Annotated in this window: 27 protein-coding genes; 18 read left to right on the top strand and 9 right to left on the bottom strand. The window is 70.5% G+C overall.

The window, feature by feature from the left end; all coding sequences use genetic code 11:
- The first annotated feature begins 4 nt into the window (after nucleotides 1-4).
- The 9 genes from PE066_RS04765 (at nucleotide 5) to PE066_RS04725 (ending at nucleotide 8,546) form a co-directional block, all read left to right on the top strand.
- Nucleotides 5-694, top strand: coding sequence for a cytochrome c oxidase subunit 3 (locus PE066_RS04765; protein ID WP_271235418.1), 690 nt, complete (start codon nucleotides 5-7; stop codon nucleotides 692-694).
- 33 nt (nucleotides 695-727) lie between these two features.
- The gene (locus PE066_RS04760) at nucleotides 728-1,450 is read left to right on the top strand and encodes a heme-copper oxidase subunit III family protein (protein ID WP_271235417.1); all 723 of its coding nucleotides are present in this window, start codon (nucleotides 728-730) and stop codon (nucleotides 1,448-1,450) included.
- A gap of 14 nt (nucleotides 1,451-1,464) precedes the next feature.
- The gene (locus PE066_RS04755) at nucleotides 1,465-1,872 is read left to right on the top strand and encodes a cytochrome C oxidase subunit IV family protein (RefSeq protein WP_271235416.1); all 408 of its coding nucleotides are present in this window, start codon (nucleotides 1,465-1,467) and stop codon (nucleotides 1,870-1,872) included.
- Between the two features lie 67 nt (nucleotides 1,873-1,939).
- A complete protein-coding gene (locus PE066_RS04750; RefSeq protein WP_271235415.1) occupies nucleotides 1,940-2,662 on the top strand; it encodes a haloacid dehalogenase type II in 723 nt (240 codons plus the stop codon).
- A gap of 18 nt (nucleotides 2,663-2,680) precedes the next feature.
- A complete protein-coding gene (locus PE066_RS04745) occupies nucleotides 2,681-4,240 on the top strand; it encodes an ABC transporter permease/substrate-binding protein (RefSeq protein ID WP_271235414.1) in 1,560 nt (519 codons plus the stop codon).
- Nucleotides 4,241-4,311: 71 nt separating this feature from the next.
- On the top strand, nucleotides 4,312-5,208 hold the full coding sequence (locus PE066_RS04740; protein ID WP_271235413.1) for a LysR family transcriptional regulator: 897 nt from the start codon (nucleotides 4,312-4,314) through the stop codon (nucleotides 5,206-5,208).
- A 70-nt stretch (nucleotides 5,209-5,278) separates the two neighbouring features.
- Nucleotides 5,279-6,406 (top strand): mandelate racemase/muconate lactonizing enzyme family protein, encoded by a 1,128-nt coding sequence (locus tag PE066_RS04735; RefSeq protein WP_271235412.1) that lies wholly within the window; start codon nucleotides 5,279-5,281, stop codon nucleotides 6,404-6,406.
- A gap of 27 nt (nucleotides 6,407-6,433) precedes the next feature.
- Nucleotides 6,434-7,396, top strand: a complete 963-nt coding sequence (locus PE066_RS04730; protein WP_271235411.1) for a Bug family tripartite tricarboxylate transporter substrate binding protein — start codon at nucleotides 6,434-6,436, stop codon at nucleotides 7,394-7,396.
- Nucleotide 7,397: 1 nt separating this feature from the next.
- On the top strand, nucleotides 7,398-8,546 hold the full coding sequence (locus PE066_RS04725; RefSeq protein WP_271235410.1) for an alpha-hydroxy acid oxidase: 1,149 nt from the start codon (nucleotides 7,398-7,400) through the stop codon (nucleotides 8,544-8,546).
- A 33-nt stretch (nucleotides 8,547-8,579) separates the two neighbouring features.
- On the opposite strand, the gene PE066_RS04720 is transcribed toward PE066_RS04725, so the two are convergent.
- Nucleotides 8,580-9,860 (bottom strand): NADH:flavin oxidoreductase/NADH oxidase family protein, encoded by a 1,281-nt coding sequence (locus PE066_RS04720; RefSeq protein ID WP_271235409.1) that lies wholly within the window; start codon nucleotides 9,858-9,860, stop codon nucleotides 8,580-8,582.
- Nucleotides 9,861-9,959: 99 nt separating this feature from the next.
- Here PE066_RS04720 and PE066_RS04715 point away from each other — a divergent pair, with 99 nt between their 5' ends.
- The 5 genes from PE066_RS04715 to PE066_RS04695 all read left to right on the top strand — a co-directional run bounded on the left by PE066_RS04715 (nucleotide 9,960) and on the right by PE066_RS04695 (nucleotide 16,118).
- Nucleotides 9,960-10,619, top strand: coding sequence for a glutathione S-transferase family protein (locus PE066_RS04715; protein ID WP_271235408.1), 660 nt, complete (start codon nucleotides 9,960-9,962; stop codon nucleotides 10,617-10,619).
- Between the two features lie 103 nt (nucleotides 10,620-10,722).
- Complete coding sequence (locus PE066_RS04710) at nucleotides 10,723-11,238, top strand: OsmC family protein (protein ID WP_271235407.1); 516 nt, start codon at nucleotides 10,723-10,725, stop codon at nucleotides 11,236-11,238.
- A 50-nt stretch (nucleotides 11,239-11,288) separates the two neighbouring features.
- Nucleotides 11,289-11,708: an OsmC family protein gene (locus tag PE066_RS04705; RefSeq protein WP_271235406.1), complete on the top strand. Its 420-nt coding sequence runs from the start codon at nucleotides 11,289-11,291 to the stop codon at nucleotides 11,706-11,708.
- Between the two features lie 117 nt (nucleotides 11,709-11,825).
- A complete protein-coding gene (locus tag PE066_RS04700) occupies nucleotides 11,826-12,965 on the top strand; it encodes an efflux RND transporter periplasmic adaptor subunit (RefSeq protein ID WP_271235405.1) in 1,140 nt (379 codons plus the stop codon).
- Between the two features lie 6 nt (nucleotides 12,966-12,971).
- The gene (locus PE066_RS04695) at nucleotides 12,972-16,118 is read left to right on the top strand and encodes an efflux RND transporter permease subunit (RefSeq protein ID WP_271235404.1); all 3,147 of its coding nucleotides are present in this window, start codon (nucleotides 12,972-12,974) and stop codon (nucleotides 16,116-16,118) included.
- Here PE066_RS04695 and PE066_RS04690 read toward each other — a convergent pair.
- Genes PE066_RS04690 through PE066_RS04680 form a run of 3 tightly spaced genes read right to left on the bottom strand, consistent with a single transcriptional unit; the run spans nucleotide 16,115 to nucleotide 19,299 of the window.
- The gene (locus PE066_RS04690) at nucleotides 16,115-17,086 is read right to left on the bottom strand and encodes a hydroxymethylglutaryl-CoA lyase (RefSeq protein ID WP_271235403.1); all 972 of its coding nucleotides are present in this window, start codon (nucleotides 17,084-17,086) and stop codon (nucleotides 16,115-16,117) included. The two genes, PE066_RS04695 and PE066_RS04690, sit on opposite strands and share 4 nt — an antisense overlap.
- Complete coding sequence (locus PE066_RS04685; RefSeq protein ID WP_271235402.1) at nucleotides 17,083-18,327, bottom strand: CaiB/BaiF CoA transferase family protein; 1,245 nt, start codon at nucleotides 18,325-18,327, stop codon at nucleotides 17,083-17,085. Before PE066_RS04685 ends, PE066_RS04690 begins: the two co-directional genes overlap by 4 nt.
- 48 nt (nucleotides 18,328-18,375) lie before the next feature.
- Nucleotides 18,376-19,299: a LysR family transcriptional regulator gene (locus tag PE066_RS04680; protein ID WP_271235401.1), complete on the bottom strand. Its 924-nt coding sequence runs from the start codon at nucleotides 19,297-19,299 to the stop codon at nucleotides 18,376-18,378.
- 115 nt (nucleotides 19,300-19,414) lie between these two features.
- On the opposite strand from PE066_RS04680, the gene PE066_RS04675 reads away from it, so the two are divergent.
- From PE066_RS04675 to PE066_RS04660, 4 genes are all read left to right on the top strand, one after another.
- On the top strand, nucleotides 19,415-19,765 hold the full coding sequence (locus tag PE066_RS04675; protein WP_271235400.1) for a DOPA 4,5-dioxygenase family protein: 351 nt from the start codon (nucleotides 19,415-19,417) through the stop codon (nucleotides 19,763-19,765).
- A 141-nt stretch (nucleotides 19,766-19,906) separates the two neighbouring features.
- Nucleotides 19,907-21,151: an MFS transporter gene (locus tag PE066_RS04670; RefSeq protein WP_271235399.1), complete on the top strand. Its 1,245-nt coding sequence runs from the start codon at nucleotides 19,907-19,909 to the stop codon at nucleotides 21,149-21,151.
- A gap of 36 nt (nucleotides 21,152-21,187) precedes the next feature.
- Nucleotides 21,188-21,406 (top strand): DUF3820 family protein, encoded by a 219-nt coding sequence (locus PE066_RS04665; protein ID WP_271235398.1) that lies wholly within the window; start codon nucleotides 21,188-21,190, stop codon nucleotides 21,404-21,406.
- 80 nt (nucleotides 21,407-21,486) lie between these two features.
- Nucleotides 21,487-21,966, top strand: a complete 480-nt coding sequence (locus PE066_RS04660; protein WP_271235397.1) for a VOC family protein — start codon at nucleotides 21,487-21,489, stop codon at nucleotides 21,964-21,966.
- A gap of 50 nt (nucleotides 21,967-22,016) precedes the next feature.
- Here PE066_RS04660 and PE066_RS04655 read toward each other — a convergent pair whose 3' ends face one another.
- Genes PE066_RS04655 through PE066_RS04635 form a run of 5 tightly spaced genes read right to left on the bottom strand, consistent with a single transcriptional unit; the run spans nucleotide 22,017 to nucleotide 26,153 of the window.
- A complete protein-coding gene (locus PE066_RS04655; RefSeq protein WP_271235396.1) occupies nucleotides 22,017-22,877 on the bottom strand; it encodes a shikimate dehydrogenase in 861 nt (286 codons plus the stop codon).
- Nucleotides 22,874-24,172: a TRAP transporter large permease gene (locus tag PE066_RS04650; protein WP_271235395.1), complete on the bottom strand. Its 1,299-nt coding sequence runs from the start codon at nucleotides 24,170-24,172 to the stop codon at nucleotides 22,874-22,876. The genes PE066_RS04655 and PE066_RS04650 overlap by 4 nt, the downstream gene beginning before the upstream one ends.
- Entirely contained in the window at nucleotides 24,169-24,678 is a 510-nt protein-coding gene (locus PE066_RS04645; RefSeq protein WP_271235394.1) for a TRAP transporter small permease, read from the bottom strand. Before PE066_RS04645 ends, PE066_RS04650 begins: the two co-directional genes overlap by 4 nt.
- A gap of 11 nt (nucleotides 24,679-24,689) precedes the next feature.
- Nucleotides 24,690-25,676, bottom strand: coding sequence for a TRAP transporter substrate-binding protein DctP (gene dctP, locus PE066_RS04640; protein WP_271235393.1), 987 nt, complete (start codon nucleotides 25,674-25,676; stop codon nucleotides 24,690-24,692).
- A 36-nt stretch (nucleotides 25,677-25,712) separates the two neighbouring features.
- The gene (locus PE066_RS04635) at nucleotides 25,713-26,153 is read right to left on the bottom strand and encodes a type II 3-dehydroquinate dehydratase (protein ID WP_271235392.1); all 441 of its coding nucleotides are present in this window, start codon (nucleotides 26,151-26,153) and stop codon (nucleotides 25,713-25,715) included.
- Between the last annotated feature and the right edge of the window lie 94 nt (nucleotides 26,154-26,247).

Below are 26,247 nucleotides of genomic sequence, written 5' to 3'. Positions count from 1 at the left end.
CGCCATGACCCTGGCCCTGGTGTTCCTGTCGCTGATGATGGCCGTCATCGTGGGCTGGCTGTTGCGGCAGACGATCAACGTGCAGCCCTGGCAGATCGCGGTTGCGGCGCCGGCTATCGCGCCCCACCGGCCCGCGGCGAAGACCGGGCTGTGGGTATTCCTCGCGGTCGCGACCTCGCTGTTCGTGCTGTTCATCAGCGCGTATGCCATGCGCCTGGGTTTTGCCGACTGGAGCCCGATCCCACGGCCCCGGCTGCTGATGCTGAACACCGCGCTGCTGGTGGCCGCGAGCCTGTCGATGGCGGGGTCCGTCCGCGGCCTGCACCGCGGCGACGGCGGCGCGCTGCGGCGGGGCCTGGTGGCGAGCGGCCTGCTGACGGCCGGCTTCCTGGCCGGCCAGCTGGTCGTCTGGAAACAGCTGAACGACGCGGACTACTTCGCCTCCAGCAGCGCGGCCGCGGCGTTCTTCTACCTGTTCACCGCGGTGCACGGCCTGCACGTGGCGGGTGGCCTGGTGGCCTGGTCGCGCGCGGTGTCGCGGGTCTGGCGCGGCTCCGACCCGTCAGCGGTTCGCCTGGGCGTGGAGCTGTGCGCCACCTACTGGCATTACCTGCTCGCCGTCTGGCTGGTGCTGTACGCGCTGCTGGTCTCCGAAAACCTCGGGCTGGCGATCTGCTCGGCGGGTCCCTTGTGAGGGGGCGGCGTGGAAATCGAGGAGCGCAGGACCATGAGTGCAATCCAGGCAGGAACGGCATCGGCAGGCGCGCCCGCCGGCGGGCGCTGGCGAAGCATCGTCGCGGACGTGTCTTCGGACCAGCGCGCCTTCAAGGCGGTGCCATGGGGCAAGCCGATGATGTGGATCTTCCTGCTCAGCGACACCTTCATCTTCGGCAGCTTCCTGATCTCGTACATGACGGTGCGGATATCGACCACCGTGCCCTGGCCCAACCCCAGCGAGGTCTTCGCGCTGACGCTGTTCGGCCGCGAGGTGCCGTTGCTGCTGATTGCGATCATGACCTTCGTCCTGATCAGCAGCAGCGGCACCATGGCGCTGGCGGTGAACTACGGCTACCGCCGTGACCGCCGGCGGACCTTTGCGCTGCTGCTGGCCACAGCGGCCCTGGGCGCCACCTTCGTGTGCATGCAGGCCTTCGAGTGGTCCAAGCTGATCGCCGAAGGGGTGCGCCCCTGGGGCAACCCCTGGGGCGCGGCCCAGTTCGGATCGGCGTTCTTCATGATCACCGGCTTCCATGGCACGCACGTGACCATCGGCGTGATCTTCCTGCTGATCGTCGCGCTGAAGGTGCGGCGCGGCGACCTCGACGCCCAGCGGCCGGGCTTCCTGACCGGGCGCCGAGGGAACTACGAGATCGTCGAGATCATGGGCCTGTACTGGCACTTCGTGGACCTGGTGTGGGTCTTCATCTTCGCGTTCTTCTATCTCTGGTAAGCCAGGAGCAGCGCATGGACCCGGCAGAGCATCCGCCAGCGGAACACCCCGCGGACCACCCCGCCGCGCACGCCCAGGGGCAGCAGCATCCGCTCGGGATCTATTTCAAGATCTGGGGCCTGCTGTTCGTGCTCAGCGCCGCGTCCTACGCCGTCGACTACTTCGAGGTCCAGGGCCTGCTGCGCTGGACCCTGATCGTCGTCTTCATGCTCCTGAAGGCCGGGTTGATCGTGTCCGTCTTCATGCACATGCTCTGGGAGCGGCTCGCGCTGGTCTACGCCATCCTGGTGCCGCCCCTGCTGCTGATCACGCTGCTCGGCATCGGGGCGCTGGAGGCCGACTACACCTTCCTGTCGCGCGGTACCTGGTTCGCATCGACGAGCGAGCAGCAGCCGGCGCCGGTGCCAGCGCCGCACCGATAGGGGCGGTAGGACCGCGGCAACACTCGAGCAGCCCGCCGGCCCATGCCATGCCCGTAGACTGGTGCGCATGAGCCCTTCCACCGATCTCGCCGGCAGCGTCCGGGTGCTGGCCTTCGACATCTTCGGCACGGTCGTCGATTGGCACGGCAGCATCGTGCGCGAGATGGCCCAGTTGCACCCTCAGGTGGACGGGGACGCGTTCGCACGTGCCTGGCGCGAAGGCTACAAGCCGGCGATGGCGCGCGTGGCGCGTGGCGAGCTCGGCTGGACGCGCATCGACGAGTTGCACCGGATGATCCTCGACGACCTCCTGCCGCGATTCGGACTCGAAGGCCTGGGCGAGGCGGATCGCGTGCACCTCAATCGCGTGTGGCACCGGCTGGACCCGTGGCCGGACAGCGTCGAGGGGCTGCGCCGGCTGAAGCGCCGCTACACCCTTTGCACGCTGTCCAACGGCAACATCGGGCTGCTCACCAACATGGCCAGGCGCGCCGGCCTGCCATGGGATTGCGTGCTGTCGGCCGAGGTGTTCCGCGCCTACAAGCCGGATCCGGCGACCTATCTCGGGGTCGCGCAAGTCTTCGACCTGCGGCCCGAGCAGGTGATGCTCGTGGCTGCGCACCACGACGATCTCGCGGGGGCGCGCGCCTGCGGCCTGCGTACCGCGTACGTGGAACGCCCGTTCGAGTTCGGCCCAGCCCATCCGAAGGACGTGGCCCCGCGGCCGGACAACGACCTGCACTGCACGAGCTTGCTGGCGCTGGCCGATGTGCTCGGGCAAGGCGAATGAACGTCCTTTCCGGGTGAGATGAACCTGGCGGCCTTCGTCCTCACCCTCGGCCTGCTGGGGGCGGCTCTCCCGGCAGCGGGGGCGGATCCGGTGGTGGTCGGCTCCAAGCGCTTCACCGAAAGCTACGTGCTGGGGGAGATCGCACGCCAGGTGCTGGTCGACGCCGGCGTGCCGGCCGTGCACCGCCAGGGGCTGGGCAACACGGCGGTGATGGAGCAGGCGCTCGCCACGGGCTCCATCGCCCTCTATCCCGAGTACACCGGCACGATCGTGCGCGAGCTGCTGAAGAAGGAGGGTGCCGAGGCCGCCGCCCCATCCCTGGAGCAGATCAATCGCTGGCTGGCCCCCAAGGGGCTGAAGGCGGCGGTGCCGCTCGGCTTCAACAACAGCTATGCGCTGGCGATGCGCGAGGACGATGCCGCGCGGCTCGGCATCGCGACGCTCTCCGACCTGGCGAAGACCGGCGCACCGCTGCGCTTCGGCCTGTCGCACGAGTTCTTGGTGCGCGCCGACGGCTGGAACGCCCTCAAGGCGGCGTACGGACTGCCGTTCACGCCGGGCAGCGGGCTGGACCACGGCCTGGCCTACCAGGCGCTCGCCCGCAAGCAGGTGGACGTGGTCGATGCGTATACGACGGATGCGCAGATCGCCCGGCTCGGGCTGCGCGTGCTGCGGGACGATCGCCACTTCTTTCCGCGCTACGACGCGGTCCTGCTGATGCGCGCGACGCTCGACGAGCGGATCCTGGCTGCGGCGCTGGCCGGCCGCATCGACGACCGCGCGATGCAGGCGATGAACGCGCAAGCGGAGATCGACGGCAGGACCTTCGAGCAGGTGGCCCGTGACTTCCTGGCCCGCAACCGGGCGGCCGGCGCAGGCGGCAGCGCCGCGGTGGCGGCCGCCCGGGCCACCCAGGGCCAGGGTTTCCTGGACCGGCTGCTGGCCCCCGACCTTCCGCGGCTGCTGCGCGAGCACCTGATACTGGTGTTCGCCTCGGTCGCGATCGCCACCGCGATCGGCATCCCGGCGGGCGTGCTGGCCGCGCGGCGCCCGCGGCTCGGCCGCCCGCTGGCGGCGCTGGTCGGCATGCTGCAGACGGTGCCTTCGCTGGCGCTGCTGGCGTTCCTGATCGCGCTGGTGGGCGCCATCGGATTCGTGCCGGCCCTGCTGGCGCTGTCGCTCTATGCGCTGCTGCCGATCGTGCGCAACACGCACGCCGGGCTGGCCTCGCTGCCGCCGGGCATGCGGCTGGCCGGGTTGGCGCTCGGGCTGCGCAGCGGGCAGGTGCTGCGCGGCATCGAGCTGCCGCTGGCCGCGCCCACCATCTTCGCCGGCATCCAGACCGCCGCGGTGCTGAACGTCGGCGTCGCCACGGTCGCCACCTTCATCGGCGCCGGCGGGCTGGGCGAGCGCATCGTCGCAGGGCTGGCGGTCAACGACACGGCCTTCATGCTGGCCGGCGCCATTCCGGCGGCGATCCTGGCGCTGTTGACGCAGTGGGCGTTCGATATCGTCGAATGGCTGCTGCTGCGCAGGCGATTCGCTAGTGCGGGCCGGGAAGGGGTCTCGCACAGGTAGCCCTGCCGCTCACGTCCTTGAGGAAGCCGATGGATGGCGGGGCGGCCGGAGGACCATGCGATGCTCGGCCCATGCGATACGACCCCATCAGCCTGCGCCTGTTCGTGGCGGTGGCACAGACCGGATCCATCAGCGCGGCCGCCGAGCGGATGAACATCGCCCTGGCGGCGGCCAGCCGGCGGATCGTGCAGCTGGAGGCCGACGTGGGGCTGCCCCTGCTGGACCGGCGCCCGCGCGGGGTGACGCTCACCGCCGCCGGCGCGGCCCTGCTGCGCCATGCGCACGAGATCCAGGGCGCGTTCGACCGGATGCACTGGGACATGTCGGAGCACGCCTGCGGCGCCAGGGGCGCCGTGCGCATCATGGCCAACAGTTCCTCGGTGCTGCAGTTCCTTCCGGAAGACCTGCCGGCCTTCCTGTCGGTGCACCGTGACCTGAGGATCGACCTGACCGAGCGGCCCAGCGGCGAGGTGCTGCGCTCCGTGCAGGACGGCACGACGGAGGTCGGCGTCTTCCACGCGCGTTCGCCCGAGGTGCCGGCGAACCTGGCGGTTGCCCCCTACCGCCGCGACGAACTGGTGCTGCTCGTTCCCGCGTCATGGCCGCTGCCCCGGCGCAAGAAGATCGGGTTCGAACAGGTCCTGGACCAGGAGTTCGTCGCCTTTCCTCCGGGGACGGCGCTGAGGACGGTCCTCGTGACGGCGGCCAACGCGCACGGGAGCCCCCTGAAGGTGAGCATCCAGGTGCGCGGCTTCGAGGCGCTGGTGCGGATGGTCGCTGCCAGGCTGGGCGTCGGCGTGCTCCCGCGTGCCGCCATGGCCAGGCCTGTCCATGCTGGCGTGCGCGTGCTCGCGCTGCAGGACGCGTGGGCGCAGCGGCAGCACTTCGTCGTCCACCGTCCCTTCGAGGTGCTGTCGCCGCCGGCGCAGCTGCTGGCGGCGTTCCTCGCGGCGCGCGGGGAGCCTTGACGAAGCGCGAAGGCTCGCTACCCCGATTGGCAATGGTGCGCGTGCGCCGCACGGGCGATCATCGCCGCCAATGAAGATTGCACGCATCCATGCCCAGCCCCTGCTGGTGCCCGCCGAGGTGAATTTCGCCGGCTTCCGCAGCACCCACAACATGTCCATCTGCCTCGTGGAGGTGGAGACGGAGGACGGGCTCAAGGGCTACGGGATCACGGCCATCACGGACGCGCGCGTCGCTGCCGCCGCCGTCAACCAGGTGCTGGCGCCCGCCCTCAAGGGCCTGGATCCCCTGCGCCACGAGTCCGTGTGGGAGCGCATGTACTGGCTGCTCTCGCCGCGCGGCCAGACCGGTTTCGCCAGCCACGCCATGGCGGCCGTTGACACGGCGCTGTGGGACATCAAGGGCAAGGCGCTCGGGCAGCCGGTCTGGCGGCTGCTGGGCGGGGCGCGCGAGCGCGTGCAGGTCTACACCACCTTCGGCTTCCCGGGCTTCGACCGCGAGCAGCTGACCGAGGCGGCCCTGCACTGGGTGGGGCAGGGCCACCGGCGGCTCAAGATGGTGGTGGGACACCAGGGCCTGCAGCAGCGTGACCGCGGCGCCACCCTCATGGACACCATCCGCGAGGACGCCCGCCGCGTGCGGGCCGTGCGCGAGGCGGTCGGGCCCGAGGTGGAGCTGTACATCGACGCGAACTGCTGCCTCGACCTGGCGCATGCCACACAGTTGGCCAAGTGGGTGTCGGACTGCGACATCGCGTTCTTCGAAGAGCCCATCACGCAGAACGACGTGGCGCAGATGGCGGAGCTGCGGCGCCGCACGGGCATGGCCGTGGCCGCTGGCCAGAACGAGGGCCTGCTGTTCCGCTTCCGCGACATGATCCAGGCCGGCGCGGTGGACTTCGTGCAGCCCAATACCGTGATCGGCGGCGGCTACACGCAGTGCCTGAAGATCGCCGCCTACGCCGATGCGCACAACCTGCCGGTGGTCAACGGCGGCGCCTGGACCTTCCACAACATGCACCTGCAAGCCGGCGTGTCCAACGGCACGATGGTGGAGTACCACCATTTCGCCGTCGTCGCCTGCGGCAGCTTCTTCCCCGGATTGCCCACACCCCAGGACGGCTGGCTGCAGCTGCCCGACCAGCCCGGGCTCGGCTTCGAGCCTGACCTGCAGGCGGCCAGGCAGTTCGCCTGCGCCTGAGGCCCATTCCAGAACGAGGAGACAACCATGGATAGACGCACCACCCTGGCCGGCCTTGGCGCCGCGCTGCTGGTCCCGCTGGCCGCGCGGGCCCAACCGGCCTGGCCGAGCCGTCCCATCCGCATCATCGTGGGCTTCTCGCCGGGCGGCGCCGTCGACGAGATGGCGCGCACCCTGGCCGATCGGCTGGCGCCGCGCCTGGGCCAGGCCCTCGTGGTGGAGAACAAACCCGGTGCGGCTTCCACCCTGGCCGCCGATTTCGTGGCCAACGCGCCAGCCGACGGCCATGTCCTGCTCCTGAGCGGCACGTCGACGCTCATCGCCCGCCACATGCAGGGCCGCGCCAGCGCGGACGTCACGCGCTTCACGCCGGTGGCCGGCATCGCCGGGAGCCCCATGGCGATCGTGGCCCATCCCGCTTTTCCCGCGCGCGACCCCGAAGGCTTCGTGCGCGAGATCAAGGCGCGGCCGGGCAAGTACTTCTACGCCACCTCGGGCGTGGGCACGCTGCACAACCTGAGCATGGAGATGCTGAAGAAGCAGCTGGGCCTGGACGTGGACCACGTTCCCTACAAGGGTGCCTCCGCGATCATGCCGGACCTTCTTTCGGGCCAGATGCCCCTGGCGGTCATCAGCGCGAGCGCCGCCGAAGAGCACGCGAAGGCCGGCAAGCTGCGCGTGATCGCCCTGCTGCATTCGGGGGGCTGGGCGGGCGAGCCTTCGTGGCGCTCCGTCTCGGAAGTGGCCCCCGGCTTCAACGTCATGTCGCGCCTGTTCCTGCTCGGGCCTGCCGGCCTGCCGCCGGCGATCGTGGCGCGCCTGGATGGCGAGCTCGCGCAGGCGCTGAAGACGCCGGAAGTGCTGCGCTCCTTCGCGTCCCAGGGCGCGGTGCCGCAGCACGCGTCGGCGGCTGCGCTTGCGGCGGAGCTGGCGCGCGAGAACGAGAACTGGAGCCAGGTCGTGAAATCGCTCGGCCTGAAGACGGGCTGAGATGGCACCCGCGCTGCACCGGGCCCAGTCCATCGCGCAGCTGCGGGCGCTGGCGCGCCGGCGCCTGCCGCGGGCCGTGTTCGACTTCTTCGACGGCGGCGCCGAGGAGGAGATCAGCCTGGGCGCCAACACGGCCGCCTTCGAGCAGGCGCGCCTGCTGCCCCGGGTGCTGACGGACGTCTCGCAGGTGGATACGGCGACGAGGCTCCTTGGCGCGCCGTCCGCCCTGCCGCTGGCCATCGCTCCCATGGGTGCGATCGGCCTCGGTTGGCGCGGCGCGGACGTCGCCGTGGCACGCGCCGCGGCGGCGGCGGGGGTGCCCTATACGCTTTCGAGCGCCGCGCACAGCACCATCGAGGAGGTCGCCCGATCGGCCGGCGGGCGGCTCTGGTTCCAGCCCTACATGCTGCGCCAGACCGAGTTCGTGCACGGTTGGGTCGAGCGTGCGCGCGCGGCCGACTACGAGGCGCTGGTCATCACGGTGGACCTGCCGGTCGGCGGCAACCGCGAGCGCGACCGCCGCAACCATTTCACGCTGCCCTTCCGGCTCACGCCCCGGAACTTCCTGGACTTCGCCTCCCGTCCGGGCTGGAGCCTGCCCATGCTGCTGCGCGGCCAGCCGGTGATGGGCAACATGGTGGGCCTGGCGGGGGGTTCCGGCAAGACGACCTCGGCGGGATCCACGGTGGGCAGCAACATGGATGCGTCCTTCGGCTGGGACGCGCTGCAGCGCATCCGCGATCACTGGCCGCGCAAGTTCATCGTCAAGGGCGTGCTGCGCGCCGGCGATGCGCAGCGCCTGGCGGCCATGGGCTGCGACGCGCTGGTGGTGTCGAACCACGGCGGGCGCCAACTCGATGGCGCCATGCCCACCTTCGATGCGCTGCCCGCCGTGGTGGCGGCGGTGCAGGGCCGCGCCGAAGTCCTGCTCGATGGCGGAGTGCGCCGCGGCCGGCATGTCGTGCAGGCCCTCGCGGCGGGTGCCAGCGGCGTGCTGGTGGGGCGCGGCGTCCTCTATGGCGTCGCGGCCGCGGGGGAGCCGGGCGCGCGGCGCGCGCTGGAGATCCTGCGCGAGGAGCTCACCCGCACCATGCGCCTGTGCGGCTGCCGGTCGGTGGGGGAGATCGATCGGGCGTTGCTCGCCGCCTAGCCGATCGCCGGGAGCGGCATCTCGCCCATCCCGCTAGCTTCTAAGCGCCCGCTGGGCGTTCTGCCGGATCAGATAGCGCAGGCTGGCGAGCCAGGGCCCCAGCGTGGAGTCGACCGGCTTGCCCCGGCTCAGGCGCCACATCTGCACCGTGTACCAGGCGATCTCTGCGAGCCCCCCCACCAGCCCGCGGGCCTTGGCACGACGAGGCCCGGAAGCGAGTACGGCCTTCGCGGCGTCGCCGGCGGCGCCGGAAAGCAGCCGGTTCGCGATGCCGGCGTCCATCACCATGGGCCGTGCCATGCCGGCCAGATCGATGACGCCGCTTGCAAGCGCAGCGTCGACCGCGGCCCCGGTCCTGAACCCGCCGGTCACCATCAGGGGCTTGCTGTAGACGAGCCTGGCGCGGCGGGCGAAGTCGAGGAAATAGCCTTCCGATCCCCTGGCGAAGGCCCCCGTCTCCGGCGCGGCCATGCCGAGCATGGCCGCGGTGTGGAAGTTGCCGCCGGAGATCTCCAGCAGGTCGACGGATGTCCGCTCCAGTGCCGAGACATGGTGCAACGCTTCATCCGGCGTCAGGCCGGACCGCGAAAAGTCCGAGGCGTTCAGCTTCACGGAGATGGGGATATGCGGTCCGACCGCTGCGCGGACGGCCTGGATCACCTCGAGGAGGAAGCGCTGCCGCCGCTGCAGGTCCCCGCCGTAGTCGTCCTGTCTCCGGTTCGCTTGCGGCGAGAGGAATTGGCTGATCAGGTAGCCGTGTGCCGCGTGGATCTGCACCCCATCGAAGCCCGCTTGAACGGCCACCTTGGCGGTGGTCGCAAAACGCTGCACCAGCGCGAGGATCTCTTCGCCCTGCAGCGCACGGGGCCGGGCGAACAAGGGTCCTGGCAGCGGCACCGCCGAAGGTGCAACCGCCCGGCGTGAAACGGAGATGGGCACCTGCCGGCCGGCGTGGTTGATCTGCATCCAGACCTGCGCGCCCTGCGCCTTGGCGGCACGGGCCCACTGCGACAGCCGGTCGAGATGACGATCGTCTTCGACCACGACTTGCCCCGGCTCGCTGATCGCGTTCCTGTCGACCATGACGTTGCCGGTCAGGAGCAGGGCTGCGCCGCCTCCGCCCCACCGCCGGTAGAGCTCGACCAGCCCGGGGCTCGGTTCGGACTGGCGTCCAGCCAACTGCTCGCTCATGGCGGCCTTGGCCAGCCGGTTTCGCAGAACCTGGCCGCAAGGCAGGGCCAGCGGATCGTTCAAGCCAACCGGGGAGTCCACGCGGTGCAGCGATGGGGCGCGGTTCTTCTCAAGATCTCGCACGGGGTCCCTCCATGTCGTGCAAAGGATGCCATAGCCCTTGCCACGTGCAGGCAGTTCGCGTACGGTGTGCCCACTTGCCCTTGACAAGCCGTCGAACCCATGTCCCTCGTGCTCTATGGCCATCCCTTCTCGTCGTACACGCAGAAGGTGCTGATCGCGCTGCACGAGAACGAAACCCCCTACGAGTTCCGCTGCATCGGGCCGGACACCCCGCAGCACGCGGCCGAGTGGCTGCGCCGATGGCCCCTGCGCAAGTTCCCGCTGCTGGTGGATGGCGATCGCGATGTCGCCGAGACCAGCATCATCATCGAGTACCTCCAGCTCACGCATCCCGGCCCGGTTCGCCTGATCCCCGAAGCACCGATGGAGGCGCTGCAGGTGCGCTTTCTCGATCGCTTCTTCGACCTGCACGTCATGAACGCGGCACAGCACGCGGTCGACGGTGCGTTGACGGGCGATCCCGTGAAGCGCCAGGAAGGCCTGGCCCTCGCCGAGGAGAAGCTGGAGCGCGCCTATGGCTGGCTCGAAGGGCAACTGGCCGGCAGGGCATGGGCCGCGGGACCGGCATTCACGCTGGCCGATTGCGCGGCCGGACCGTCCTTGTTCTATGCGGACTGGACCCATCCGATTCCCGGGGCTTTCCCGGTGCTGCGCGCCTACCGGTCACGGCTGCTGGCGCGGCCGTCGTTCGCGCGCGCCATCGAGGACGCCCGGCCGTTCCGGCCGCTGTTTCCGCTGGGCGCGCCCGACAGGGACTGAGGGGCGCTGCAGGACGCAGCGCACGATGGGGCAAGGTGCGGGCCCGGCGCGGCCGGGTTCGTTCGAGGGTGTTCGGCATGAACAAGTCCGAGGAGGTCGTCGCATGAGCATGGATCGCATCAAGCAATCGATCGGAAAGCTGTCCGCCTACCTGGGCGAGCATCCGCAGAAGGCCGTGTCGCAGGACCCGCCGGCCGTGGCCGTGCTGGAGTCCGGCTTGCGATGCCGCGCCCAGGGGCCCCGGGGTGCATCGCTCGCGACCGACATGCCGACGGCCGTCGGTGGGGAAAGCAGCGCGCCGACGCCCGGCTGGCTGCTGCGCGCGGCCCTCGCCAGCTGCGACGCCACGGTCATCGCGATGCGCGCGGCGCAGCTCGGGATCGTGCTCGACAAGCTCGAGGTGACCGTCGACAGCGAGTCGGACAACCGCGGGCTGCTGGGGCTGGCCGAGTCGGCGCCCGCGGGTCCGCTGGGCGTGCGGGTCACCGTCCGCCTCTCGGCGCCGGGCACACCGGAGGAAGCCGTGCGCGCACTGGTGGACTGGGCGGAAAAGCATTCGCCGGTCAGCGATGCCATGCGCCGCGCCCTGCCGGTCGCGACCCAGCTCATCGTCGAGTAGCCGGTCCGCTCGCGGCACTCGCCCCCTCGGCCACGTCCTGGAGTTCCGCCATGGAGATCGCCGCCACCGTGACCAGTTCGCCCGGCCGGCATTGGGCCGTGGTGCGTACCGGCAGCGCCGAGCACGAACTCGCCGTCGCGCCCAAGGCGGGTGGCGGCTGCGCCACCAACGGCGGTGAGTTCCTGATGCTCGCGCTGGCCACCTGCTACTGCAACGACCTCTACCGCGAAGCCGCCCGGCTGGGCCTGACGCTGGACGGCGTCGAGGTCGAGGCACTGGCCGAGTTTGCCGGTATCGGGCTGGCCGCTTCCCATGTCCGCTACCGCGCTTCGGTCCGGTCCCCTGCATCGCCGCAGGACATTGCCCGGTTGCTGCGCGAGACCGACGCCGTCGCCGAGGTTCACAACACCCTGCGCAAGGGGGTGGACGTCCAGTGGCTGGGCGATGGGGACGGCGCGGGACAACCGTAGCCTGACGCCTGGCGCCTGGCGCCTGACGCCTGACGCCTGACGCCTGACGCAGCCGGCACGGAACGCGCCTGATCGGGCCGGGTCGAACGCTCACCCTGGTCCGAGAAGGATCGACGCATGGATGCGCGAGCCCGACATGTTCTCGTCTCCGCCGGCCTGGCGGCGCTGCTCGTCATCGTCATCGCTGCCGCGCGTGGCCTCCCGGACGGCAGCAAGGCGCAGGTTTCTCCCGCGCCCGCCGCCGTGCCGGTCACCACGGCCGTGGCCACGCGCCGGCCGGTGCCGGTCGTGGCCCGGGGGATCGGCACGGTGACGCCGCTCAATGCCGTGCTGGTGCGCGCCCGCATCGACGGCCAGCTCGACCGCGTGCTGTTCCGCGAAGGGCAGGAGGTCACGGCGGGTGACGTGCTCGCGCGCATCGATCCGCGCGCCTTGCAGGCCCAGCTCGCGCAGTCCGAGGCGCAGCAGGGCCGGGACGAAGCGCAGCTGGCCAATGCGCTGCTTGACCTGAAGCGCTACGCCACGCTGGTGCAGCAGGATTCGATCGCGCGCCAGCAGCTGGACACGCAGGGCGCGCTGGTGGGCCAGCTGCGCGCCACGGTCAAGCTGGACCAGGCGCTGGTCGACAACGCGCGGGTCCAGCTGGACTACGCGACGATCCGCGCGCCGGTGGGCGGACGCACCGGCAAGCGGCTGGTCGATCCCGGCAACATCGTGCACGCGGCCGACGCGACCGGCATCGTGACAATCAACCAGATCGATCCGATCAGCGTGCTGTTCACGCTGCCGGAAGGTCGCCTGCAGCCCGTGCTGCGGGCGCAGGCGGCCGCGCCGGGCCGGCCGCTCGCCGTGCAGGCTTCGGGCCGGACCGACCCGGCGGTGCTGGCCACCGGGACGCTGACCCTGGTGAACAACCAGATCGACGCGGGCACGGGCACCTTCCAGCTGCGGGCGGTGTTCCCCAACGCGGCTGGCGCACTGTGGCCCGGGCAGTTCGTCAACGTGCGCCTGGTGCTGAGCGAGGTGGCCGACGGGCTCACCATCCCCGATGCCGCGGTGCAACGCGGCCCGGACGGCCTCTTCACCTATGTGGTCCGGCCGGACGGCAGCGTCGCGCCGCAGCCGATCGTGGTCGACCAGAGCGAGGCCGGGCGCTCGCTGGTCACCCGCGGCTTGGCCGGGGGCGAGCATGTGGTGGTCGACGGCCAGTACAAGTTGCGCCCCGGCGTGAAGGTGACCGAAGCGGCCGCCGGATGAGCGCCCATGGACATCTCGGCCTTTTTCATCCGCCGGCCGATCGGCACGTCGCTGATGGCCCTGGGCCTGTTCATGTTCGGGTTGATGGCCTGGCGTGCGCTGCCGGTGGCGGCGCTGCCGGAAGTGGAGTTCCCGACCATCCAGGTCTCCGCGTCGCTGCCCGGCGCGAGCCCGGAGACGATGGCGTCCAACGTGGCCACGCCGCTGGAGCGCTACTTCTCGCAGATCGCGGGACTGACGCAGCTCACGTCGTCCAGCGTGCTGGGGTCGTCCAACATCACGCTCCAGTTCGACCTGAACCGCAGCATCGACTCGGCGGCGATCGACGTCGCCGCCGCCATCAATGCCGCCGGCGGCCAGCTGCCCGCCAACCTGCCGTCGCCGCCGACCTACCGCAAGGTCAACCCGGCCGATCGCCCGATCCTGCTGCTGGGCATGAGCTCGCAGACGCTGCCGGTCACGACGGTGTCGGACCTCGCCGACAGCATCGTCGCGCAGCAGATCTCGCAGTTGCCTGGGGTCGGGCTGGTCACCGTGTTCGGGCAGCAGAAGCCGGCGGTGCGGGTGCAGGTCGACCCGGCCCGGGCGGCGGCGCTCGGGCTGGACCTGGAGCAGGTGCGCACGCAGCTGGCCTCGGCCACCGTCAACTCGCCCAAGGGTTCGCTCGACGGCCCCGCGCAGAACGTGACGGTGTACGACAACGACCAGATCTTCTCGGCCGCCGCGTGGAACGACGTGCTGCTGGGCTACCGCGGCGGCGCGCCGATCCGGGTGCGCGACATTGGGCGCGCCATCGAGGGACCGGAGAACGCGCGGTCGGCGGCCTGGGCGTTCTCCGGGCCCGGCGTGCCCGCGGACACGCTGGCCAACGGCAAGTCGGTCGTCGTCGCGGTGTTCAAGCAGCCGGGCGCGAACGTGATCGGGACCGTGGACGGCGTCACGCGCGCGCTGCCGAGGATCGAGGCCGCCATCCCGCCGGCGGTGCAGGTCGGGGTGCTGTCCGACCGCACCCAGACCATCCGTGCCTCGGTCGACGACGTCGAGTTCACGCTGCTGCTGTCGATCGCGCTGGTGGTGATGGTCATCTTCCTGTTCCTGCGCAACGTGGCGGCCACGCTGATCCCGGCGGCGACGATCCCGCTGGCGATCCTGGGCACCGCCGCGCTGATGCACCCGCCCGGCTTCAGCCTGGACAACCTGTCGCTGATGGCGTTGACGATCGCGGTGGGCTTCGTGGTCGACGACGCCGTGGTCGTCCTGGAGAACATCTTCCGCCACGTCGAAGCCGGCGTGCCCCCGGAGCAGGCGGCGCTGCAGGGCTCGCGCGAGATCGCCTTCACGGTGGTGTCGATCTCCGTCTCGCTGGTCGCCGTGTTCATCCCGCTGCTGCTGATGGGCGGCGTCATCGGCCGGTTCTTCCGCGAGTTCGCGTCGACCGTCACCTTCACGATCGCGATCTCAGTGGTGGTGGCGCTGACGCTGATCCCCATGCTGTGCGCCCGCTTCCTGCGGCCGCGGCCCGAGGGCCGGCCGGCGCCGCGGATCCTGCGCTGGTCGGAGCGTTCCTTCGACGCCATGCACCGGGGCTACGACCGGGCGCTGCAAACCGTGCTGCGGCACCAGCCGCTGACGCTGCTGGTGTTCCTGGCGACCATGGCCGCGACCGTGGCCCTGTACGTCTATACGCCCAAGGGCTTCTTCCCGCAGCAGGACACCGGCTTCATCCAGGGCCAGGCCGAGAGTTCGCAGGACAGCTCCTTCGAGGCCATGAGCCGGCGCGCGCTCGCGATCGCCGACATCGTGCGCGCCGACCCGGACGTCTACGGCCTGGCCTTCAATATCGGCAGCAACGCCTACAACAGCAGCAACTTCAACATCTCGCTCAAGCCGCGCAGCGAGGGCCGCCGCTCCAGCGCCGACCAGGTGCTCGCGCGGCTGCGCCGCAAGCTCGCGAGGCTGCAGGGCGTGACGCTGTTCATGCAGGCCGCGCAGGACGTCAGCGTCGGCGGCCGCCTCGCGCGAACCCAGTACCAGTACACGCTGATCGACTCCAGCATCGACGAGCTGGGCACCTGGGCGCCGCGCATCCTCGAGCGGCTGCGTTCGCTGCCGCAGCTCGCCGACGTCGCATCCGACCAGCAGCTCGGCGCGGCCGCGCTGCACCTGGCGATCGACCGCGACCGTGCCGGCAGCTACGGCATCACCCCGGCCCTGATCGACGCGACCCTGTACGACGCCATCGGCCAGCGGCAGGTGGCGCAGTACTTCACCCAGCTGAACGCGTACCACGTGGTGCTGGAGGTGACTCCGGCGCTGGCGCAGGACCCGAACCTGCTGCACGACCTGTACATCAACTCGCCGGTCACCGGCCAGCCGGTGCCCCTCGCCACCTTCGCCAGCTTCGACAACACGCGCACCAACTACCTCTCGGTGAGTCACCAGGGGCAGTTCCCGGCCGTCACGATCTCGTTCAACCTCGCGCCGGGCGCGGCGCTGGGCGACGCCGTGGGCGCCGTGCAGGGGACGATGGCCGCGATGAAGGTTCCCGCCGCGCTGTCGGGCAACTTCCAGGGCACGGCCCAGGCCTTCCAGCAATCGCTCGCATCGCAGCCGCTGCTGATCGCGGCCGCGCTGCTGGCCGTGTACATCGTGCTGGGGCTACTGTACGAGAGCTACATCCACCCGCTCACGATCCTGTCGACGCTGCCGTCGGCGGGACTGGGCGCGCTGCTGATGCTGCTGCTGTTCGGCTACAACCTGGACGTGATCGCGCTGATCGCGATCATCCTGCTGATCGGCATCGTCAAGAAGAACGGGATCATGATGGTCGACTTCGCGCTCACGGCCGAGCGCGAGCAGGGCCTCGCCCCGGACGCCGCCATCGTGCAGGCGTGCCTGCGGCGCTTCCGCCCGATCATGATGACGACGATGTGCGCACTGCTCGCGGGCGTGCCGCTGATGCTGGGCGGCGGGATCGGCTCGGAGCTGCGCCGGCCGCTGGGTTTCGCCATGGTGGGCGGACTGGCCGTGTCGCAGCTGCTCACGCTGTTCACGACGCCGGTCGTCTACCTGTACCTGGATCGCCTGCGCCGGCGCTGGGAAGGCCGCAAGCCGGAAACGGGGCCTACCTCCGGCGTTTCCCTCGACAACTAGCGGGAAGCCTCCCCGGCCGTCGAGCCGGCAGGGCGATGGAGGTCGCGCAGCTCGGCGACGGCTGCCGGCGCCGGATGCAGGTCGGTGCAGCGCCCGGCCTTGGCCACCTGGCCCGGGACTTCGTGGCCCACGATGCCCGGGAGCCGGCGCGCGGCGTCGAGCAGGCGTGCCAGGTCGACGCCGGTGTCATAGCCCATCGCCTGCAGCATGTGGATGGCGTCCTCGCTGCAGATGTTGCCGCTCGCCCCGGGCGCATACGGGCAGCCGCCCAGGCCGCCCAGGGAGCCGTCGAAGCGGGTGATGCCCTGCTGGACGGCCGCGAGCACGTTGGCCAGGCCCATGCCGCGGGTGTTGTGGAAGTGCAGGGTCAGCTGCAGGCCCGCGAACCGGTGCTGCAGGGCTTCGCACAGGCGCGCCACCTGCCCGGGGTGCGCCATGCCGGTGGTGTCGCAGACGGTCAGCCCGCGCACGCCGAGCTCGGCGAAGCGCGCTCCCCAGCGCAGCACCTCGTCCTGCGGAACGTCGCCTTCCATGGGGCAGCCGAAGCTGGTGGACAGGGACACGTTCACCGGCACCTGGCCCTGGGCGATGCCGATCACTTCGCGCAGCGCCGCAAAGCTCTTCTCGCGCGGCATGCGCAGGTTGGCCAGGTTGTGGGTCTCGGACGTCGACATCACGACGTTCAGTTCGTCGGCCCGCGCTTCCATCGCGCGCTCGGCCCCGCGCACGTTCGGCACCAGCACCGTGTACTCCACGCCCGGGACGCGGCGGATCCGGCCGATCACCTCGTCCGCATCGCGCAGCATGGGAATGGCCCTGGGCGAGGTGAACGAGGTCACCTCCACCTTGGCGTAGCCGCAGTCGCCCAGCTCGTCGATGAGCGCCACCTTGGCGTCGGTCGGGATGAAGGCCGGCTCGTTCTGGAAGCCGTCGCGGGTGACGACTTCGTTCAAGTGCAGGCGCCTCATGCCGGGCCGCCGTCGACGATGCCCCGGGCTTTCAGGGCCTGGATCTGCTGCGGGCTGAGTCCGATCTCGCGCAGGACGGCGTCCGTGTCCTGCCCGAGGGCAGGGGCGTTGCGGCGGTGGGCGCCGGGCGTGAGCGAGAGCTTGGGCACCACGCCGGGCACGGCCAGCGTGCTGCCGTCGTCCAGGCGGATGTCCTGCAGCATCCCGCGCGCCCGGTAGTGCGGGTCGGCGGCGATGTCGGCGATGGTGTAGATCCGTCCCGCCGGAACGGACGCGCCGTCAAGCGCCGCCAGCACCTCGGCGACCGTGCGCTGAGCCGTCCAGGCACCGATGGCCTCGTCGAGTTCGGCCACCCGTGCGACCCGCCCCGCGTTGTCGCCGAGCATCGGATCCTGGGCCAGGTCCTGGCGCCCGATCAGCACCATGAGGCGGCGGAAGATGCTGTCGCCATTGCCGGCGATCAGCGCGTAGCCGCCGTCCTTGCACCGGTAGGCGTTCGTGGGCGCGATGCCGGGCAGCGCGCTGCCGGCCGGGCCGCGCACCGCGCCGAACGCGCTGTACTCCGGCAGCAGGCTCTCCATGCAGTTGAACACCGCTTCGTAGAGCGCGACATCGATGACCTGGCCCCGGCCGCAGGCATGCCGATGCTGCAGCGCCAGCAGGATGCCGATCACGCCGTGCAGGGCCGCCAGCGTGTCGCCGATGCTGACGCCGACCCGCACCGGCACCCGGTCCGGTTCCGCGGTGAGATGCCGCAAGCCGCCCATCGCCTCCCCGATGACGCCGAACCCCGGGCGGTTGCGGTAGGGACCGGTCTGGCCGTAGCCGCTGATGCGCAGCACGATCAGCCTGGGGTTGAGTTCCAGCAGCGCGTCGGGGGCCAGGCCCCAGCCCTCCATCGCCCCGGGGCGGAAGTTCTCGATCAGCACGTCGGCTTCGGCGGCCAGCTGGCGCACGATGGCCTGGCCGTCCGGGTCGCGCAGGTCGAGCGCGAGCGAGCGCTTGTTGCGCGACTGGACCTGCCACCAGACGGAGGTGCCGTCCTTGAGCATTCGCCATTTGCGCAGCGGGTCGCCGGCCCCCGGCGGTTCGATCTTGATTACCTCGGCGCCGAACTCGGCCAGGGTCTTGGCGGCGAACGGGCCGGCAATGAGCTGCCCGAGTTCCAGGACCTTGAGGCCGGCCAGGGCCGAGGGGGGCGCCGTCCCCGGCGCCGCTTGGGAAGTCACGCGGGTGTCCATCCCGGGAGTGTCGGGGCGGATGGGGCGCGAGGTCTATGTGCGTGTCGCTCAGGCAGCCTTCGCATTCCGCGAAGGCGAGCACAGGAAATCCCTGAGGCCGGCGATCGCGGGGTCGGCATCCGGCCGGATCGCGATCTTCAGCTGCCGGTGCGCCCAGGCGTCGGCCAGCGGGCGCCAGGCGAGCTTCATGGCGCGCACGATGGGCAAGCCCGCGGCCTTGGGCAGCGCGGCGATGCCCAGTCCGGAGGCCACCATGTGTCCGACCGCGTCGAAGCTGCGGACCTGCATGCGCAGCCTGAAGGTGCGCGCCGCGGCCAGCGCCGCCTGCTGCTGCTGCTGGAGCATCGCCGCGCCGGCGTTGAGGCTGATCCACTGCTCGTCGAGGGTGTCGACGAAGGAAATCGGCGCGCGCCCGGCGAACCGGTGGCCGGCAGGGAGGATCAGCACCAGTTCGTCGCGGCGGAAGTCGCGCACGTCCAGGCCGTGCGTGTCCGTTCCTTCCACGAAGGCGCCGATGTCGGCGCGTCCTTCGCGCAGGGACGCCACGACGAGCTCGGACACCTGTTCCTCCACCTCGACCCGCACGTCGGGCCGCAGCTCGGCATAGCTAGCCAGCAGCGGGGGAAGGAACTGGTTGATGGCTGCCGTGCTGGCGCACAGCTGGACGTGCCGGGCCACCCCGTGGCGCAGGTCGGCCAGTTCGGCGACGAGGTTGTCCATCTCCTGCAGCAGCGCCAGCCCGTGCCGCACGAAGGCGCGGCCCGCGGCCGTGGGGACCAGGCCCCGCGAATGGCGCTCGAAGAGCGTGTCGCCGAGCGCGCCTTCCAGTTCACGGATGCGGCGGCTGGCTGCCGGCAGGACCAGGTTGCAGTCGCGTGCCGCCGATGTCAGGCTGCCGGTCCGCGCACAGGCGACGGCCAGCCGGATCGAGACGAAATCGAAGCGCGCCAGGTTGTAGCCGGGGGCAGCCACGGACAGGGCCTTGGGGCAGTGGAGGAGGGCGAAGCATATCGAAAGGCCATCGGTGGCTGGGGGGGCCAGCGCCCGGTGCGAAGCCCCGGGCCCGTCGACGCGCCACAATGGCTTCATGCCGCGCTACCCCGTCAATATCCATCCCGCCTACCACGCCCACGTGTACTTCGACGCGGGCACCGTGGCGCAGGCGCGTGCCTTGTGCGAAGAGGCCGGACGCCTCTTCAAGGTGGCGGTGGGCCGCGTCCACGAGAAGCTGGTGGGGCCCCATCCGCGCTGGAGTTGCCAGCTGGCGTTTTCGGCGGCGGAGTTCGACCGCATCGTGCCCTGGCTCGACGAACACCGCAGCGGCCTGGACGTGTTCGTGCACGGCCTGAGCGGAGACGAACTCGCGGACCACACCGATCATGCCTACTGGCTCGGCAACGAGTGGCCGCTCGACCTGCGGCAGTTCCAGAAATCCTGAACGGCAACCTGTCGACCTAGCTCGCCGCCCCCGTCGCGTCAGGGCAGCGGCCCAATCCCGGGCGCCGCCAGCTGCGAATCGATTCGTGCGCCGGCACGGGGGCCGCGCCTTGCTCTTCCGGCGCCTGCCTATGATCGGCGCATGGCATCACGCTGGTATTTCGGCTGGAACATCGTCGCGGCGGCGGCGTTCCTGACCCTCCTGTCGACGGGCATGCGCCTGAGCTTCGGGCCCTTCTTCCTGCCCATGGCGCACGACCTGGGCTTCAGCCGCAGCCTGCTGGCGACCATGGTGGCGGTCGGCATGCTGGCCTACGGCCTGGCGATGCCGCTGGCCGGTTTGCTGATCGCGCGCTTCGGCACGCCGCCGGTGCTGCTGGCGGGCAACGCGCTGGTCATCGCCGCGGTGCTGTGGACGGTGGCCACGGTCGATCCGCTGGCCTTCACGCTCGCGTTCGGGGTGCTGCTGTCGGTGGGGCTGGGCTTCGCCAGCCCGGTGGCGCTCACGCCGGTGATCAGCCACTGGTTCACGCGCCGCCGCGGCATGGCGCTGTTCTTCCTGTCGACCGGCTCGATGGCGGGCATGGCGATCATGACGCCGGTCCTCAGCTTCGCGATCGAGCAGTTCGGCTGGCGCCCCACGCTGGTGGGCTTCGCCGCGGCCTTCACGCTGTTCACGCTGCCGGCCGCCCTGTTCGTGATCCGCGACGGCGCGCCCGAGCACACCGACCTGGACCCCGAGGCGTTCGCCGCGCAGCGCGCGCGCGCCGGCCTGCGGCCGCAGAGCCTGAAGCTGCGCGAGGCGATGCGCACGGCGCCGTTCTGGAAGATCTTCTTCGGCCTGTTCGCCTGCGGCTTCAGCATGAACCTGCTGGGCACCCACGGCATGCCGATGCTGATGGACCACGGGTTCGACGCCTTCACCAGCTCGATGGGCATCGGCCTGATCGGCTTCGTCGCGATCGGCGGCACGCTGATGCTGGGGCGCCTGGCCGACCGCCTGCCGCGCCGGCACCTCCTGGCCGCCATCTACTTCGTGCGGGGCCTCGGGTTCTTCGCGCTGGTGCTGGCCGGAACGCACTGGGAGCTCTACCTCACCTCCACCATCGGCGGGCTGGTGTGGGCGGGCAGCATCGCGCTGTCATCGGCCATCCTGGCCGACGTCTACGGCGTGCGGCTGGTGGGCGTGCTCTATGGCATGGCGTACCTCGGCCACCAGATCGGCGGAATGATCAGCTCCTGGCTGGGCGGCTGGGGCTACGAGCACTACGGCACGCACTGGGTCGCCTTCGGCGCCGCGGGCGTGCTGCTGATCGCGGCAGGTCTCGTCGCCCTGCAGCTGCCGCGCAAGGGCTTCACGCTGATGGCGGTGCCGGCCGCCGCCTGAGGCTCCACTCGCCATCGCCGCGCGAGAATGCCGGGCATGCCGGACTCGCTGGAACTCCTGGTCAGGACCGAGATGCCGTACGGCAAGTACAAGGGCACGCGCATCGCGGACCTGCCCGGCAACTACCTGAACTGGTTCGCCCGCGAAGGGTTTCCGGCCGGGCAGCTGGGCCGCCTGCTCGCGCTGATGCACGAGATCGACCACAACGGGCTGCGGCACCTGCTGCAGCCGCTGCGCGACGGTTCGGGCCGCTGAGCCGGCGGCAGCCACGGCGCCCCTTGCGCGTCCCGGTCCCGCGTAGGATGGCCGCTCCCTTCACAAGTTGGAGAACGCCGGTGACCCCCAAGAACACGATCTGTCTCTGGTACGACGGCACCGCGCTGGATGCCGCTCAGTTCTATGCCGCGACGTTCCCGGATAGCGCGGTCGGCAAGGTGTATCGCGCGCCGGGCGACTATCCGGCGGGCAAGCAGGGCGACGTGCTGACGGTCGAGTTCACCGTCCTCGGCATCCCCTGCCTCGGCCTGAACGGCGGCCCGGCGTTCAAACACAGCGAGGCGTTCTCGTTCCAGGTCGCCACCGACGACCAGGCCGAGACCGACCGCCTGTGGAACGCGATCGTCGGCAACGGCGGCCAGGAAAGCGAATGCGGCTGGTGCAAGGACAAGTGGGGCCTGTCATGGCAGATCACGCCGCGCGCCCTGACCGACGCCATCGCCGATCCGGACCCCGCCGCGGCCAAGCGGGCCTTCGACGCGATGATGCAGATGAGGAAGATCGACATCGCAAAGATCGAGGCGGCGCGCCGGGGTTGAGGCCGGTCGCAGGGTCGGGCTGTATTGCCGGCCCTGCTGCCCAACCGCCCTCAGCGCGTCGCCAGCAGCCCGCGAAAGTGCTGCGCCATCCGTGTCGCATCCGCCTGGCGGCCGGTGAACAGCTCGAAGGCGCCGACTGCCTGTCCGACCGCCATCGTGCCGCCATCCACCGTGCGGCAACCGGCCGCGCGGGCCGCCCGCAGCAGGTCGGTCTCGATCGGGAAGTACACGACTTCCGACACCCAGAGATGCGGCCCCAGCAAAGAGGCCCGCAGCGCCATTCCAGGAAGCTTGGCCATGCCGGTGGGCGTGGCATGGACCAGGCCGGTGGCGCCCGACAGCGCCGCGCGCGCATCGGCAAACGCGCGTGCGCGGCCGGCGAAGCGCGCATTCAGCGCCGCCGCCAGTGCGTCGGCGCGGTCCGGCTCGGCATCGACGATGCGCAGTTCGCCGACGCCGAGCCGGCAGGCGGCGTCGGCGATGGCGGAGCCGGCGCCGCCGGCGCCCAGCAGCACCACGCAGCCGAGGTCCGCATCCGGCAACGCGCGCCGGAAGCCCCAGGCCCAGCCCGAGCCGTCGGTGTTGTGGCCAACCAGCCGGCCGCCCCGGTTCACCACCGTGTTGACCGCCCCCATCGCGGCCGCCTCCGGCGACAGCTCGTCCAGCAGCGGCACGACCGCCTGCTTGCAAGGAAAGGTGATGTTCAATCCGGCGAAGCCCATGATGCGGGCGGCGGCGATCAGCCCGGGCAGCTCCCGCACCGAGGCGCCGGCGGTGTCGAGGTCGATCAGCTGGTAATGCAGGCGCAGACCGTGGTGGCGGGCTTCCTCCTCCTGCAGGGCCGGCGTTAGCGACTGCTGGATGCCGGCACCGATCAAACCGCACAGCAGCTTGCCTTCGGACCCGCTCATCCCGTGTACCCCGCCAGTCGCGGCAGCACCAGCACGAAGTCCGGCCAGGCCGTCACCAGCGCCAGTGCGGCCACCATCACCAGCAGGAAGGGCCAGGTCTCGCGCAGCAGCGCGCCCAGGGGCACGTCGGCGATCTTCATCATCATGAACAGCAGCAGGCCGTAGGGCGGCGTGACCAGGCCGATCATGATGTTCAGCACCGCCATCACGCCGAAGTGCACCGGGTCGATGCCCAGCGCCGTGGCGGTCGGCAGCAGCACCGGCAGGATGACCAGGATGATGGTGGAGCCCTCCAGGAACGCCCCCAGCAGCAGCAGCAGCGCGTTCACCAGCAGCAGGAAGGCCATCGGCGTCAGCTGCAGGCCGCCGAGCGCCCGGCTCAGCGCCGCCGGGATGTTCTCGGAGGTGATCACGTAGTTGAACACCAGGGCGCCGGCGATCAGCATGCCGATGGAAATGCTCATGCGCGCGCTGGCCAGCAGCGAGTCGTAGAAGTCGCTCCAGCGCATGCCGTACAGCGCCGCCGAGATCAGCAGGGCGTAGGCGGCGGCCACCCCGGCCGCTTCGGTCGGCGTGGTGATGCCGCTGTACAGGCAGCCCAGCAGCACCACCGGCAGCATCAGCGCGGGAAAGGCCTCGCGCGTGATGCGCGGCATCTCGCGCAGCCGCACCGGGGCTTCCAGCGGGAAGTTGCGCCGCTTGGCCAGCCACCAGATCAGGCCCATCTGCACGCCGCCCAGCAGCAGCCCGGGCAGCACGCCGCCGATGAACAGGTAGCCGATGGACGTGCCCGACACCAGCGCATACAGCACCAGCGGAATGGACGGCGGCAGGATTGGCCCGATCACCGAAGACACGGCGCTGAGGGCGGCGGCGAACTCCGGCGTGTACTTCTTCTCGCGCGTCATCATCTCCTGCATCAGCTTGCCGGAGCCGGCGGCGTCGGCCAGCGCGCTGCCCGACATGCTGGCGAAGACCACGCTTTGCAGCACGTTCACCTGCGCCAGCCCGCCCGGGAAGCGGCCGACGATGGCGTTGCAAAAGCGCAGCAGCCGATCCAGGATGCTCCCGTTGCTCATGATGGCCGCCGCCAGGATGAACAGCGGAATGGCCAGCAGCAGGAAGCTGGAGTAGGTGCCGTTGAGCAGCTGCTCGGCGGCGGCGCCCATGTCCATGCCCTTGAGGTACAGGTACAGCACGGAGCCGCCGATCATGGCGTGCCCGACGGGCACGCCCAGCAGGCTGAGCGCGACGATGGCGCCCAGCGCCAGCGCGAAGGGACTGGTCAGGTTCACAGCGCGGAGGAGGTGGCGGCCACCGGGCGCGGCGCCGGCAGGGTGCCGCGCAACGCGCGCACCAGTTGCCGCAGCGCGCGCAGCACCACGGCCCCGGCGAACACGAGGTAGATCGAGTAGGTGACGTCCATGCGGATGCCCAGGTAGGAGCTCTTTTCCACCTTCATGAAGCTCACGTAGTCGTACGAGGCCCGCAGCGACATGCCGAACAGCACGACGATGCTCAGGGCGCCGATTGCCACCAGCACCCGGCGGGTGCGCGGGCCGGCGCGGTCGACCAGCAGGTCGATGCGGATCTCCTCGTCGTCCTTGAGCACGAAGGCGGCGCCCCACAGCACCAGCCACAGCCAGGCCGCCAGCGACAGCTCGGACGTCCAGCCCACCGGCCAGTTGAACGCGTAGCGCAGGACGATCTGCAGGATGAAGGCGACGAAGATCACCGCCAGCAGGGCCGCCGCCACCGCTTCGGCGAAGCGGTGCAGCGGCCGCAGGACGCGATGCAGCATGCGGCCCGCGCTCACTTCATGGCGTTGATCTTGTCCAGCATGCCGGGCGGCCAGGCCTTGGCTTCGTCGGAGGCCAGGTACACCTTCTGGGCGTGCTCGCGGAAGGCGCCGATGTTGGGCACGTACACGTCCAGGCCGCCCTTGCGGAAGCTCTCGGCCAGCTCGGCCTCGCGCTTCTGGTGCTCCGCCGTGCTCCAGGCGATCGCCTTGTCGGCTGCGGCCTGGAAGGCGCGCTGCTTGGCGGCGCCCATGGCGTTCCAGGTCTTGAGGTTCACCGTGAGCAGGTCGAAGGCCACCAGGTGCGAGGTCAGCACGATCTGCGACATCACCTCGTTGAACTTCATGTTCTGGATGTTCGGCAGCGGGTTGTCCTGGCCGTCCACCGCGCCGGTCTGCAGGCCGGTGTAGGTCTCGGCGTAGGCCATCGGCGTCGGGTTGGCGCCGAGCGAGCGGCCCAGCAGCTGCCAGGCGTCGCCGGGCGGCATGCGCAGCTTCACCCCGGCCAGGTCGGCCGGCACGCTGATCTTCTTTTTCGGCTTGAGCCCCACGTGCCGGGTGCCGAAGAAGGTCGGGCCGAGGATCTTCACCTTCACCTGGTCCTCCACCATCTTCTTCATCTGCGCGCCCGCCTCGCTGGCGAAGAAGGCGGTCAGGTGGTTGGCGTCGCGGAACACGTAGGCGGCGGTCAGCAGCGACCAGGCCGGCACCTGCTTGGCGAAGTCCTGCGGCGCGATGTTGCCCATCTCCAGGTTGTCGCGCTGGAGCGCCACCAGCTCGGTGCCCTGGCGGAACAGCGTGGAGTTCAGGTGCGTTTCCAGCTTGAAGTCGGCCTCCACCTCCTTGGCGAACATCTTCATCATGTCGGCCCGGATGTCCTTGTCGGAGAACACGGCGGCGAAGCGCAAGGTGGGCTGGGCCTGCGCCCAGGCGGGCAGGGCGGCGGCGGCGAGGGCGGCACCGGCGCCCAGCAGGGTCCGGCGGTCGATCGAACGGTTCATGCTTGTCTCCTGTGTTGTCGTGGGAAAGATGATGACTCAACCGGCGAGCCGGTGGGCCAGCGCGCGCAAGGCCAGTTCGTAGCCGAAGGCGCCGAAGCCGCAGATGACGCCGGTGGCCGCCAGCGATACCAGCGACTGCTGGTACAGCGCATCGCGCCGGTGGATGTTGGTCACATGCACCTCGGCGATCGGCTTGTCGAAGGCCTTCAAGGCGTCCAGCAGCGGAATGGAGCGGAACGACAGGCCGGCCGGGTTGATGGCGAGGGCGGCGGCGCGCTCGCGCGCCTCCTGCACCCAGTCGACCAGCACGCCTTCGTGGTTGGTCTGGCGGAACTCGCAGCCCAGGCCCAGCTCGCCCGCCACGCGTCGGCACAGGTCCTCGACCTGCGGCAAGGTGGTGCTGCCGTACAGGTGCGGCTCCCGCACCCCCAGCAGGTTCAGGTTGGGTCCATTCAGGACGTAGACGGTGCTGCTCATGTGGTGGCTTCCGGATGGCTGGTGTCCATGCGCGTCGTCTCCGGTGCTGGCTGTGGATCGGTGCAGCGCGATTCTTGGGGCCGCATGGGAAAAT

It is taken from the genome of Ramlibacter tataouinensis (genome assembly GCF_027941915.1).
Lineage (GTDB): Bacteria > Pseudomonadota > Gammaproteobacteria > Burkholderiales > Burkholderiaceae_C > Ramlibacter > Ramlibacter tataouinensis_C.
This window is presented reverse-complemented; position numbering and strand designations above follow the sequence as displayed.